Source organism: Pseudomonas sp. X10 (assembly GCF_054889225.1).
In genome coordinates this window covers 3,743,296-3,755,954 of sequence record NZ_CM142677.1, presented here as the reverse complement: position 1 = coordinate 3,755,954, position 12,659 = coordinate 3,743,296, and the positions used below count along the sequence as shown (strand labels likewise).

Genomic DNA, 12,659 nt, shown 5'->3' with positions numbered 1-12,659 from the left:
TCCCGACCGACCCAGAGTGCTTGCGCATGGGGCGGTAGCCTACAGGTAGACTATTGCGTTGTAGTGAAAGTCACAGTGCGCAGCGTAAAAGAGTACACCTGTGCACTGAAATGTTTATTTTCAGGGCCGAAGACGGTCCTGTCCAGCCCTTGAGGCCTGTTGCAGTTTCCCTAGACTGCCGCAATTTAGCATTTATCGCCAGTCGCAGCTGTCTGGCCGGGTAGCCAGCGCTCCAATGTGCGTTTCAGGTCGGCATGTTTGAAGGGCTTGCTGAGGTAATCGTTCATCCCGGCCTTGAGGCAGCGTTCGCGATCGCCCTGCAAGGCATTGGCGGTCAAGGCGATGATCGGCAGGTGCGCACCCAGGGGTAACTGGCGGATGCGCCGGGTAGCCTCGTAGCCGTCGACTTGGGGCAGTTGGCAGTCCATCAGGGCAGCGGCGAAACCTTCGCGGCTGACTTGCTCCACGGCCTGGGTGCCATCGACCGCGATGCTCACCTCGAAGCCCAGGTTGCGCAGCATGGCTTCGATGACTGTCTGGTTCACCGGGTTGTCTTCCACCAGCAGAATGCGCCGCCCCTGGGCAGTATGGGGCTGGGCCAGCGGATCCTGGATGAGCAGGGCGGCCGGCGCGCTGGACAGCGACAGCGGCATTTCCAGGGTGAAGGTAGACCCCTGGCCTTCACGGCTTTCGCCCCGCAGTTGGCCACCCATGCGCTCGGCTAGGGTGCGGGCGATGGAAAGTCCCAGGCCCGTACCGCCATAGCGCCGGGAGATTGAGCTGTCGGCTTGTTGGAAAGCGATGAACATCATCTCCAGGCGGTTGCTGTCGATACCGATGCCTGTGTCGTGTACCGCACAGGTGAACCAGATCAATTGGCGGTCGAGCACTTGCCAGCGCGCTTCGACCTCGACCCGGCCTTGTTCGGTGAACTTCAGCGCATTGCCGATCAGGTTGAGCAGGATCTGGCGGATGCGGGTCGGATCGCCGATCACCTGCAACTGTTCGATGCCTGGCGGCAGCTCAAGGCGCAGTTCAAGGCCCTGTTGCTGGGCACTGTGCTGGAACGACTGCACGCTGCTGCCGATCACCTCGCCCAGGTTGAAGTCGATATGCTCCAGTTCCAGGGCGGTGCGTTCGATGCGCGAGAAGTCGAGGATGTCATTGATCACTTTGAGCAAGTGCCCGGTGGATTCGCTGGCCACGGCAGTGTATTCGGCCTGTTCGCTGGTCAGTCGGGTGGTCTCGAGCAATTGCAGCATGCCCAGCACGCCGTTCAGCGGCGTGCGCAATTCATGGCTCATCATGGCCAGGAAGTCGGATTTGGCCTTGTTGGCCTGTTCCGCCTCTTCGCGTGCCTGGATCAACTGGGCAATGGCCTGCTGCTGTTCATGGCTGGCCTGGGCCAAGGCGCTGGCCAGGTTGTTGATATGGAGGGCAAGATGGCCCAATTCGCTGTCGTCGACCACCGGCAACGGCGCGTCGAACTCACCCTGCTGGATGGCCTTGACCGCATGGCCCATGTCGCTGATTGGCTTGGCCAGGCTCAAGGCCAGGCGGCGCGCCAGGAGGAAGGTGAACAACAGGGCGAACAAGGCCAGGATCCCGGCCTTGATGACGATTTCTTGCTGACGCTGGTTGAAGGCGTCATCGGACATGCCGACGATCACGCGCCCCAGGTAGTCGTCGCCGACGCTGGGAGCAGGGCTCTTGCCCTGCAGCAGGAAGTCGTTGTCCAGGCGGATCTGCTGCAAGCGGATCGGTGCCTGGAACACTTCCACCTGTTGAGCGCGGTTGGTGCTTTCATCCGCTTGCTCGACATAGACCAGGATGTGGTTGCGGCTGTCTTGCACCTCGAGAAAGCGCACGTGGGGAATGCTCAGGGTGGCATGCACCAGGCTTTCCAGCACTTCGTTGTTGCCGGAAATCACGCCGTATTCGGAAGCAGGCGCCAACTGGTTGGCGATCAACTGGCCGGTGTGATTGAGTTCCTGGCGCAGGTCCTGGATACGCACGAAGGTGAAGAAGCTGATCAGCAGCAGCGTCAACAGCAGGGCGGGGCCCAGGCTGATAATCTGGGTGCGGGTATGGATATCCCAGCTCCGGCGCTTGCTCATGGGACGGTTTCTCCTTCGGCCAGGGCCAGGGCGGCGGCGTTCGGATCAATGGGTTCGAGGCCCAGCGCCCGGGCCACTTGTTGGTTGCCGTTGACTCCGAAATGGTCGGGGTAAAGGCTGCGTGGCCATTTGGCTGGCGGCTGGTCGAGCAGACGGTCGATTACCGCCAGCCAGTCGTCCTGGTCGCTGAAGGTGCTGGCCAGGGCACCCGCGCGGACGAAGCCGGCATTGGGGCCGATCAGCGCCATCTGTCGGGCATAGCTGCTGAGCAGCAGGTTCTTGGCGGTCTTGGAGTTGTACAGCTGCGGATCGTCGATACCCAGGAGCACATCGCTGTTGCCCAGCAGGTGCTGTAGCGGACGGCTGTCGCGCAGGTCCGGCCATGCCTGGGCGACGATCTCGAGGCCCAGCGGGCCGGCCGCCTGGCGCAGCTCGTCGAGCAGGAAGCTGCTGTGCTCGGCATACAGCACCCCGACCCGGCGCGCCTGCGGCAGGAGGTAGCGGGTCAGGCGCAATTGCCGGGCCGCGGGAGGGTCGCTCCAGAGCAGGCTCAGGTAGGCCGGGCGCAGTTCTCCCAGGCGCTGCTGGGCTTGCACGCGGCTGATGCGCAGGGCCAGCGCGGGAGGGCCGGCGGTCTCCCCTAGGCGCCATTCCAGCGCGACGCTGTCGAGCAGCACCAGGCGGGTGTCGGTTTTCAGCTGGCCTGGCTGCGGCAGTCGGGCCACCGGCATGAAGTGCACATGATCCTGCGGTCGATACGCATCCAGTGCTGCCACGAAGCTGCGAATGCCCGGTGACTCCTCGGCGCCGACGACCAGGATTTCGCTGGCTGACAGCGTGCCTACCGGCCAGAGGCACAACAGCAGCAGGCAGCGCAGCAGGCGGACCATCAGAACTCCAGCTCCGCGCTGAAACTCAGGCGATGGCGGCTGTCGTAGCGGTTTTCGTAGAGGGTGGTCGGCTCGTCATCCAGGCGTTGCTGCCACAGGGCGGCCAGTTCCAGGCTGGTGCCCTGCCAGCGGATTCGCTTGGCCAGGCGCAGATCCAGGCGTTCATAGCGATACTCGTTGAGGGCATCGGCACCGTAGTAGAACAGGGCGCTGGACCAGCCTTTGCCCCAGTCACGTATCCAGCCGGCCGAGCCGCTGTTGCGCGCGCTCATGCTTCGGTCGTTGGGGTTGCTGGCCCAGGCATCGACGTAGGCGTAGGTCAGGCGCAGGCGGTCATTCAGGGTCGGGCGCCAGTCCATCTGGGCTTCGCTGCCGGAGAAGCGGGATTTGTTGGCGTTGCTGGCGATGTATTGGTTGTTGCGCAGCGGCTCGCTGATCATCCCTGTGATCTCGTCGTAGAACAACTTCACATCCAGACTCAGGTCGATTGCGCTGAAATAGCCGTTGTAGCCCAGCTCCCGCGAGCGCATCCGCTCCTGGTCGAGGTTGCCCGGGCCGCGGGTCTTGACGAAATATTCGCCGTGCTGCTGGCCGAAAGCGGTGGGGCTGAGGTTGTTGACCCGGTAGCTCCAGTTGACGTTGTTCTCGAACATGTCCGGCGAGCGTACAGCTTCGGAGTACACCGCGCGTATGCCGTGGCGCGGGGTGATCAGGTAGTTGACCGCCACCCTCGGGGTCAGCGAGCTGCCTGCCAGACGGGTGTCCTCGAACATGGCGCCGCCCTGGAGAATCCAGTGTTCGTCGGCACGCCATTCCAGTTGCCCGAACAGGCGCCAGGTCTGGTCGTCGAGGCTGCCGTTGAAGTAGGTCTGCGAGTCGGCGCGATCATAGCGGTAGTTGAAGCCGCTGAGCAGGCGCAGGTTGTCGGTCAGGCTGAGGGTGTCCTGGACTTCCAGGTCGTAACGGGTTTCCCGGGTGCTTTGGTCGACGTCGCCACAGACCACCTGACTGCCGCCCTCGTTGTCCCACTGGTGCTTGACCTGGTCGCGCAGCGCCTGCTGCAGCGGATCGTTGCGGCTGGGCGGTGCGTTGATGTTGCGCGCCACCTGTTCGGCAAAGTCTGGGTTCAGTTGCCATAGGCGGGTCAGCTCCGGGCTGAACGACAACGCGGCATCGCAGGCGCGCCAGACCTGCTCACGCTCGAAATGTTGCGCCGATCCCTGGATATACAGGCTGTGTTCGGGGCTGAAGTCGATGTTCCAGCGCAGCGAACCAGCATAGTCCTTGGCATTGATGTCGGCGTTGTTACCGGCGGCCGTGACGTAGGGGAATACCGGCTTGTAGGTGTAGGGACGCTGGTTGCTGCCTTCCTTGGCCGCCAATTGCCACTCAAGGCTCTGGTTGGCTGCCAGGTTGTGGCTGGCGCTGAGGTTGAAGCGGGTCAGGCGGCGGCTGTCGCGGTAGTCTTGGCCGGACGGGGTGCTGTCGAAGCCGTCGTCGGCCATGCCCGACAGCGACAGGCGCAGGTCGCCGCCGTCCCAACCCATGCCCTGGCTGGCGTACCAGTCATTGATGCCGTCCTGGCCGCGGGTGATTTTCAGGCGCGTGCCATGGCTGTCGGCGGGGTTGCGGGTCAGGATGTTGACCACCGCCATCAGGGCGTTGGCGCCATAGCTGACCGTGTTGGGGCCGCGGAACACTTCGATCCGCTCGATGTCTTCCATGGCCAGGGGAATGTCGCTCCAGTCCACCGTGGCCAGGCCTGCCCGGTACACCGATCGGCCATCTATCAGTACCTGCATGCGCCGGGCGTCGCTGACGTTGCCGCCGTGATAGTTGACCGTCGGCTGGTTGCCGGCGCCGTAGCCGATCATCATGCCTGGCACCAGGCGCAGCAGCTCGGGAATATCGCGGGCACCGCTAGCGCGAATCAACTCACTGTCCAGCACGGTCATGCTGCCGGGAACCGCCGCGGGCGATTGTTTCAGTCGGGTTGCGGTCAGAACCTGTGGCAGGGTTTGGTTGTCAATGAACAGATCGTCTGCCAGCGCTGGACCGCCCAGTAGGGCAGTCAGCAACAACAGGCGTGGGGCAGGTGGCGGGCCAGAGAGCACGGTACGGCCTTGTTTCAAGGGTGAGCCAGGCATGTTAACCGACCGTACGGCTTTTGCCAGTGACCTGTGATCGCGGTGCCTGCCACTGGTCCTGCCCGGCTCGGCCCGTATAATGCGCGAGTCGCCACTTTCTATTATTGGATTAAACGGATTGGATATGACTGAACAGCAGCCTGTTGCAGTTCTTGGAGGCGGTAGTTTCGGTACCGCCGTGGCGAACCTGCTGGCGGAAAATGGCGCTCGGGTACGGCAGTGGATGCGCGACCCCGAGCAGGTCGAGGCCATGCGCAACAATCGGGAGAACCCGCGTTATCTCAAAGGCGTGAAGCTCCAAGCGGCGGTCGAGCCGGTCAATGACCTGCTAGCGACCCTGCAGGCCAGCGAGCTGATCTTCGTTGCCTTGCCCTCTAGTGCCTTGCGCAGTGTGCTGGCGCCCCATGCCGGGTTGTTGCGTGGCAAATGTCTGGTCAGCCTGACCAAGGGTATCGAGGCACAAAGTTTCAAGCTGATGAGCCAGATTCTCGAAGAAATCGCGCCCGACGCGCGCATTGGTGTGCTGTCGGGGCCGAACCTGGCCCGCGAAATAGCCGAGCATGCCCTGACCGCCACCGTGGTGGCCAGCGAGGATGAGGACCTGTGCCAGCGCGTGCAGGCCGTGCTGCATGGGCGTACCTTCCGTGTCTACGCCAGTGCCGATCGATTTGGTGTAGAGCTGGGTGGCGCGCTGAAGAACGTCTACGCCATCATGGCTGGCATGGCTGCGGCCATGGGGATGGGTGAGAACACCAAGAGCATGCTCGTTACCCGGGCCTTGGCCGAGATGACCCGGTTCGCCGTCAGCCAGGGCGCCAACCCGATGACCTTTCTCGGGTTGGCCGGGGTCGGTGACTTGATCGTCACCTGCTCCTCGCCCAAGAGCCGCAATTACCAGGTTGGCCATGCCCTTGGGCAGGGGCTGAGCCTGGAAGAGGCAGTCAACCGCCTGGGTGAGGTGGCCGAAGGGGTCAACACCCTCAAGGTGCTCAAGGCCAAGGCCCAGGAACTGCAGGTGTACATGCCCCTGGTGGCGGGCCTGCATGCCATTCTCTTCGAGGGCCGCACCTTGAACCAGGTGATCGAGTTATTGATGCGCGCCGAGCCGAAGACTGATATCGACTTCATCCCCACCAGCGGTTTCAACTGACGTACAGGAGCAACACATGAGCGACTCCCCGAACCGCGCCCAGCGCGAATCGATCATCTTGCGCGTCCTGTGGATGCTGGTGTTCCTGGTGGTCTGGCAACTGGCCGAGCTGCTGCTCGGCGGCCTGGTGCTGGTGCAGTTGATCTATCGCCTGGTCTATGGCGCGCCGAGTGCCAGCCTGATGAACTTCGGCGACAGTCTCAGCCAGTTCCTCGCTCAGATCGGCCGGTTCGGCAGCTTCCACACCGATCAGAAGCCTTGGCCCTTCGCTGACTGGCCGACCCCGCGTACGCCTGAAGGCGAGGCGCCGCACCGCGTGGCCCCGGCCGAGCACCCGGTGCGTGACGAGGAGCCCAAGCTGTGAAGCTTTGGGTATTGCGCCACGGCGAGGCCGAACCGCATGCCAATAGCGATGCACAACGGCGCCTGACCGCCCACGGCCGCGAGCAGGTGCTGCGCAGTGCAGCACGCCTGCTCGGCCAGCCCTTGCAAGCGATCGTCGCTAGCCCCTACGTGCGCGCCCAGCAGACCGCCGCGTTGGTGCATGAGGTGTTGGGCCTCGCCGAGCCAGTGCGTACTGTGCCGTGGCTGACCCCCGAGACCGATCCACTGCAGGTGATTGCCGAGCTGGATCGGTTGGGCCTGGAGCAGATTGTGCTGGTCAGCCACCAGCCATTGGTAGGGGCCTTGGTAGGATTCCTCGAGCACGGCCACTACCAGGCTCCTGCCGCCATGAGCACCGCCACCCTGGCGGAGCTCGAAGGCGATTGGCCGCTGGCGGGGTTGATGACACTGGCTGGTCTTTACGCGCCCTGAGCGGTCTGGCGAAGGGTGTGTGAGGGCCTGTCGTTTGACCTGATCACCCTCACCGATGGCTTATCCGGGCATTGCCGGGGTAAGCCGGCGTGCCGACAATGGGCCATCATTTCCTCATCGGACCGGACGGTCATGTCGCAGCAGATCTTCTTCGCCCATGCCAACGGCTTCCCCTCGGCCACCTACGCCAAACTGTTCGCCGCTCTGGCGCCGGACTACGAGGTCCGGCATTTGGCCCAGCATGCCCATGACCCTCGGTTTCCGGTCAACGACAACTGGCAAAGCTTGGTTGACGAACTGCTCCATCACCTGCAGCAACAGGCCGAGCCGGTCTGGGGGGTAGGGCATTCGCTCGGTGGTGTGCTGCACTTGCATGCGGCCATGCGCTGCCCCCAGTACTACCGCGGCGTGGTCATGCTCGACTCACCGGTACTGACCCGGGCCGACCAGTGGTTGATCCGTACCGCCAAGCGCTGGGGTTTCATTGACCGTCTCACCCCAGCGGGGCGCACCCTCGGGCGGCGCGAAGCGTTTCCTGATCGCGAGACCGCCCGTGCCTACTTTGCCGACAAGACCCTGTTCCGCCATTTCGACCCGGATTGTTTCGAGGCCTACCTCGAACATGGCCTGCAAACTGTCGATGACGGCCTGCGCTTGAGTTTCGACCCTGCTACCGAGATCAGCATCTACCGGAGCCTGCCCCATGTCAGCCCTGGGCCTGTGCGGCAGTTGCAGATCCCACTGGCCATGGTGCGTGGCAGCCAGAGCCGGGTGATCCGCCGACATCATGCCTACGCGGTGCGTGGCATACCCAAGGGCGAATACCACAGCCTGCCGGGCGGCCACATGTTCCCGTTGGAGCGGCCGACGGACACTGCCAGCCTTATCAAGGGCCTGTTCGACCGCTGGAGCCAAGCATGAACGCCCAAGTTGAGGAGGTGCGCCTGAGCCTTGGCCATATCGAATTGGCTGCGCACCTGTTCGGGCCGGCCGACGGCCTGCCGGTGATCGCTCTGCACGGCTGGCTGGACAATGCCAACAGCTTCGCCCGTCTGGCGCCACACCTGAAGGGGTTGCGCATCGTCGCCCTGGACCTCGCCGGGCATGGTTATTCCGAGCACAGGCCGATCGGTGCCAGCTATGCCCCGGCCGATTATGTACACGATGTGCTGCGGGTGGCCGAGCAGCTCGGTTGGCAACGCTTCGGTCTGCTCGGGCATTCGCTGGGGGCCATCATCTCGGTACTACTGGCGGGCGCCTTACCGGAGCGGATCAGCCACTTGGCATTGATCGACGGCGTGATTCCACCCACCGGCGGCCCGCAAGACGCCGCTGAGCGCATGGGCATGGCCCTGCAGGCGCAGTTGCGCCTGGATGGCAAGCGCAAGTCTGTGTACGCGACCCTGGAGGAGGGGGTGCAGGCGCGCATGAAGGGCATGGTCGCGGTCAGTCGCGAAGCCGCCGAGCTGCTCGCCCAACGCGGCCTGATGCCGGTGCCGGGCGGCTACAGCTGGCGCAGCGACAGCCGCCTGACCTTGCCGTCACCCACTCGCCTGAACGAAGACCAGGCCCTGGCTTTCGTCCGCCGGGTGAGTTGTCCGGCGTGTCTGGTGGTGGCGGCTGACGGCATGCTGGCTCGCCACACAAGCCTGCTCGAGCAGCTACCCTTTGAGCAGGTAACCCTGCCCGGTGGCCATCATCTGCACCTGAATGATGAACAGGGCGCAGCGCTTGTTGCAGACTGTTTCAATCGCTTCTTTGGCTTTTCTTGACTTGCGTCGGGCAAGTGTCGAGGCTTGGCGGGTTGAACAGGGAGACAACCGATGAACATGCCAGACACCCATGACCTTATTCTTGATGTGAGCGGCCGATGAGCATGCATGGTCCTATTCGAAATGCCATGGCCGCGTGCCTGTGCCTAGCCAGCCCGTTGCTTTGGGCTGCCAGTCTGCCTTTACCGGTCGATGCCAAAGTGGTCGACGAACGTCCTGCCGTGGAGCAGGAACGCCTCTATCCGATGGGGCCGCTGCGCAAGATCAGTGGCCGCCTGCGGCTGGAAGAGAAGGTCGAGAGCCGCGGCCAGGTCAGTTCCACTACCTATGAGCTGCCCCGTGAACGTACTGCTCGCGAGGCGTTCACCAGCGCCCGCGAAGCCTTGCAGCGAGAGGGTGGCTATCCTTTGTTCTGGTGCCAGGGGCGTGACTGCGGCGAGGCCAGCCTGTGGGCCAACGATATCTTCGGGAACGCCCGTCTCAATGGTGGCGACGAGCAGCAGGCTTTTATCCTCCTGCGCCGTTCCGGCGAGCAGAGCAATACGCTGGTGTCGCTATACAGTGTGACCCGGGGCAACAAGCGGGCGTACCTGCATGTGGAGGAGTTCGTCGCCGACAGCCCGCTGGGCACGGTGTTGCCGACAGCGGCGACCGTCCTGCGCGAGTTGCGCGACACGGGCAAACTCGACTATCCGGACCTCGCTGAACCTCAGGAGGACTGGGTGAACTTGCTCGGACGCAGCCTGAACTTGGACAGCACCTTGCGCGCCAGTCTCAGCGGCGCTCAGGCTGAAGGTTGGCGTGAGCAACTGGTTCGCACCGGGGTGCGCAGTGCTCGCCTGGAAGTGGGGGCGGTATCGACCGAAGGCCTGCATCTTGAACTGATCCCCTGAGTGAGCCCAATCATGCCCAACAATGACCGTCTGCTGGTCCAGATCATCTTGCTGGCGCTGTTGGGCGCCGGTCTGTGGGTGATGGCGCCGTTTATTTCGGCGCTGCTCTGGGCGGCGATCCTGGCCTTCGCCAGTTGGCCCCTGATGCGCCTGCTGACGCGTCTGCTCCGTGGGCGGGAGAGCCTGGCCGCGGGCCTGCTTACGGGGGTTTGGATGCTGTTGGTAGCCTTGCCGCTGGTCTGGCTGGGTTTCAACCTGGCGGATCACATTCGCGATGCCACTGCTTTCGTCCGTGATGTCCAGGTCGATGGCCTGCCCGATGCGCCAGATTGGCTGGGGGGGATTCCATTCGTGGGCGAGCGCCTGGTCGGTATGTGGAACACGCTGGACCAGCAGGGCGCGGCGTTGTTGGCCTCGGTCAAGCCCTACCTGGGCCAGGTCGGCAACTGGCTGCTGGCGCGCAGCGCGCAGATCGGCAGTGGCATCCTCGAGCTGACCCTGAGCCTGGTGTTCGTTTTTTTCTTCTACCGTGACGGGCCGCGCCTGGCGGCCTTTGTCCTGCGTCTGCTGCAGCGGCTGATGGGCGAGCGTGCCGAGTACTACCTGGGTCTGGTGGCCGCCACCGTGCAACGGGTGGTCAACGGGGTCATTGGCACCGCTGCGGCCCAGGGGCTGCTGGCACTGATTGGCTTTCTCATCGCTGGGGTGCCAGGAGCGCTGGTGCTGGGGCTGGTCACTTTCATGCTCAGCCTGATCCCCATGGGGCCGCCGTTGGTCTGGATACCGGCCACGGGCTGGCTGATCTGGAAGGGCGAGTACGGCATGGCGGTGTTCCTGGGGATCTGGGGGACTTTTATCATCAGCGGCGTGGACAACGTGCTCAAGCCGTATCTGATCAGCCGGGGCGGTAACTTGCCGTTGGTGATCGTGTTGCTTGGGGTGTTCGGGGGCTTGCTGGCGTTCGGATTCATCGGGTTGTTTATCGGGCCGACCCTGTTGGCGGTGGCTTATAGCTTGTTGCTGGATTGGAGTCGGAGTGCGGGGCCGCCGCCGGTTCAGCGATGAGGGGCTTTTGGGGTTGGCTTTACGTTGCGCAACTTCGGCTGACGCCGAAGGTGCTGCACACTAGTCCTTCCACGATACCTCCGCTCGGCCCTACTGGTTAACGGGGCGGGTGGGTCAAAAGCAAGATCAAAGGCGCAATGCGCTTCGCTGTTGCAAGAGCGAGAGAGGCAGGAGGCACCGCGTCGCTATTGCGGCGCGGTGTTGGCGCAGTCGTTGTCGAGGAATGCCGCTTCCAGTAGTTGCCGGGTGTAGGCGTGTTGTGGCGCATGGAAGATCGCTTGGGCATCGCCTTGCTCCACGACGTGACCGTGTTTGATCACCATGAGCTGGTGGCTGAGCGCTTTGACTACGGCGAGGTCATGGCTGATGAACAGGTAGGTTAGGTTGTACTTGCTCTGCAATGAACGCAGCAGTTCCACGACTTGGCGTTGTACGGTGCGGTCCAGTGCCGAGGTCGGTTCGTCGAGCAGGATCAGTGCCGGCTTGAGTACCAGGGCGCGGGCAATGGCGATGCGTTGGCGCTGGCCTCCGGAGAATTCGTGGGGGTAGCGGTGGCGGGTGCGTGGGTCGAGGCCGACTTCCTCGAGGGCGGCGATGATCGCGGCTTCCTGTTCCTGCGCTGTGCCGATGCGGTGGATGCGCAGGCCTTCACCGACGATGTCGGCCACGCACATGCGTGGGCTGAGGCTGCCAAAGGGGTCTTGGAACACCACCTGCATTTGCCGTCGCAGGGGGCGCACGTCTTTCTGGTTCAGGCTTTCCAGCGGCTGGCCCTGAAAGCGGATGCCGCCCTGGCTGGAGATCAACCGGAGGATGGCCAGGCCAAGGGTCGACTTGCCCGAGCCACTTTCACCGACGATGCCCAGGGTCTGGCCCTGGGGCAGGCTGAAGTTGATACCGTCGACCGCCTTGACGTGGTCGACGGTGCGCCGCAACAGGCCCTTTTTGATCGGGAACCAGACGCGCAGGTCGTCGACTTCGAGCAGGGGCGCACCGACCGGGTTATCGGCAGGGAGGCCGCTGGGTTCGGCGCCGATCAGCATTTGTGTGTAGGGGTGCTGGGGGCTTTGGAACAGGGCGTCGCAGTCGGCCTGTTCGACGATCTGTCCGTGTTGCATCACGCAGACGCGGTGGGCGATGCGCTTGACCAGGTTGAGGTCGTGGCTGATCAGCAGCAGGGCCATGCCCAGCCGCGCTTGCAGGTCCTTGAGCAGGTCGAGGATCTTCAGCTGTACGGTCACGTCCAGGGCTGTGGTCGGTTCGTCGGCGATCAGCAGTTCCGGCTCGTTGGCCAGGGCCATGGCGATCATCACCCGCTGGCGTTGGCCTCCGGAGAGTTCATGGGGCAGGGCCTTGAGACGCTTGCGCGGCTCAGGGATGCCAACCAGTTCCAGTAGCTCCAGGGTGCGCGCAGTGGCTTCCTTGCCGGTCAGGCCCTTGTGCAGCAGGAGGATCTCGTTGATTTGCTTCTCGATGCTGTGCAAGGGGTTCAGCGACGTCATCGGTTCCTGGAAGATCATCGCGATGCGGTTGCCACGAATGCGCTGCATGGGCTTTTCGCCCAGTTGCAGTAGGTCCTGCTTGTCGTAGTGGATGCTACCGCTGGGATGGCGGGCCAAGGGGTAGGGCAGCAGACGCAGGATCGAATGCGCGGTGACCGACTTGCCCGAGCCGCTTTCGCCGACCAGAGCCAGGGTCTCGCCCTTGCGGATGTCGAAGCTGATGCCATCGACCACGCGGTTGACCTGCTCACCAGTGACGAACTCGACCGCGAGATCACGGATTTCGATCAGGTTGTGTTCGCTCATG

General features: G+C 63.6%; 11 protein-coding genes. 7 read left to right on the top strand and 4 right to left on the bottom strand.

Annotated elements, in window-relative coordinates; all coding sequences use genetic code 11:
* Window positions 1–185: 185 nt before the first annotated feature.
* The 3 genes from ACYU03_RS17210 to ACYU03_RS17200 are packed head-to-tail and all read right to left on the bottom strand — an operon-like array spanning window position 186 to window position 5,154.
* Window positions 186–2,117, bottom strand: coding sequence for an ATP-binding protein (locus ACYU03_RS17210; RefSeq protein ID WP_461885842.1), 1,932 nt, complete (start codon window positions 2,115–2,117; stop codon window positions 186–188).
* Window positions 2,114–3,007, bottom strand: coding sequence for an ABC transporter substrate-binding protein (locus ACYU03_RS17205; protein ID WP_461885841.1), 894 nt, complete (start codon window positions 3,005–3,007; stop codon window positions 2,114–2,116). The genes ACYU03_RS17210 and ACYU03_RS17205 overlap by 4 nt, the downstream gene beginning before the upstream one ends.
* Window positions 3,007–5,154: a TonB-dependent receptor plug domain-containing protein gene (locus tag ACYU03_RS17200; protein WP_461885840.1), complete on the bottom strand. Its 2,148-nt coding sequence runs from the start codon at window positions 5,152–5,154 to the stop codon at window positions 3,007–3,009. Before ACYU03_RS17200 ends, ACYU03_RS17205 begins: the two co-directional genes overlap by 1 nt.
* A 124-nt stretch (window positions 5,155–5,278) precedes the next feature.
* On the opposite strand from ACYU03_RS17200, the gene ACYU03_RS17195 reads away from it, so the two are divergent.
* The 7 genes from ACYU03_RS17195 (at window position 5,279) to ACYU03_RS17165 (ending at window position 10,850) form a co-directional block, all read left to right on the top strand.
* On the top strand, window positions 5,279–6,304 hold the full coding sequence (locus ACYU03_RS17195) for an NAD(P)H-dependent glycerol-3-phosphate dehydrogenase (protein ID WP_461885839.1): 1,026 nt from the start codon (window positions 5,279–5,281) through the stop codon (window positions 6,302–6,304).
* Between the two features lie 16 nt (window positions 6,305–6,320).
* Complete coding sequence (locus ACYU03_RS17190) at window positions 6,321–6,668, top strand: DUF4389 domain-containing protein (RefSeq protein ID WP_461885838.1); 348 nt, start codon at window positions 6,321–6,323, stop codon at window positions 6,666–6,668.
* Window positions 6,665–7,120 (top strand): phosphohistidine phosphatase SixA, encoded by a 456-nt coding sequence (gene sixA / locus ACYU03_RS17185; RefSeq protein ID WP_461885837.1) that lies wholly within the window; start codon window positions 6,665–6,667, stop codon window positions 7,118–7,120. The genes ACYU03_RS17190 and sixA overlap by 4 nt, the downstream gene beginning before the upstream one ends.
* 132 nt (window positions 7,121–7,252) lie before the next feature.
* Window positions 7,253–8,041: an alpha/beta fold hydrolase gene (locus tag ACYU03_RS17180; RefSeq protein WP_461885836.1), complete on the top strand. Its 789-nt coding sequence runs from the start codon at window positions 7,253–7,255 to the stop codon at window positions 8,039–8,041.
* Window positions 8,038–8,892 carry an alpha/beta hydrolase gene (locus tag ACYU03_RS17175; protein ID WP_461885835.1) on the top strand — a complete coding sequence of 285 codons (855 nt, stop codon included), beginning with the start codon at window positions 8,038–8,040 and terminating at the stop codon, window positions 8,890–8,892. The genes ACYU03_RS17180 and ACYU03_RS17175 overlap by 4 nt, the downstream gene beginning before the upstream one ends.
* Window positions 8,893–8,996: 104 nt before the next feature.
* Window positions 8,997–9,785, top strand: coding sequence for a DUF4892 domain-containing protein (locus ACYU03_RS17170; RefSeq protein WP_461891490.1), 789 nt, complete (start codon window positions 8,997–8,999; stop codon window positions 9,783–9,785).
* A gap of 12 nt (window positions 9,786–9,797) precedes the next feature.
* Window positions 9,798–10,850, top strand: coding sequence for an AI-2E family transporter (locus tag ACYU03_RS17165; protein ID WP_461885834.1), 1,053 nt, complete (start codon window positions 9,798–9,800; stop codon window positions 10,848–10,850).
* 185 nt (window positions 10,851–11,035) lie between these two features.
* Here the strand turns inward: ACYU03_RS17165 and ACYU03_RS17160 are convergent, their stop codons facing one another.
* Window positions 11,036–12,658, bottom strand: coding sequence for an ABC transporter ATP-binding protein (locus tag ACYU03_RS17160; RefSeq protein ID WP_461885833.1), 1,623 nt, complete (start codon window positions 12,656–12,658; stop codon window positions 11,036–11,038).
* Window position 12,659: the final 1 nt, after the last annotated feature.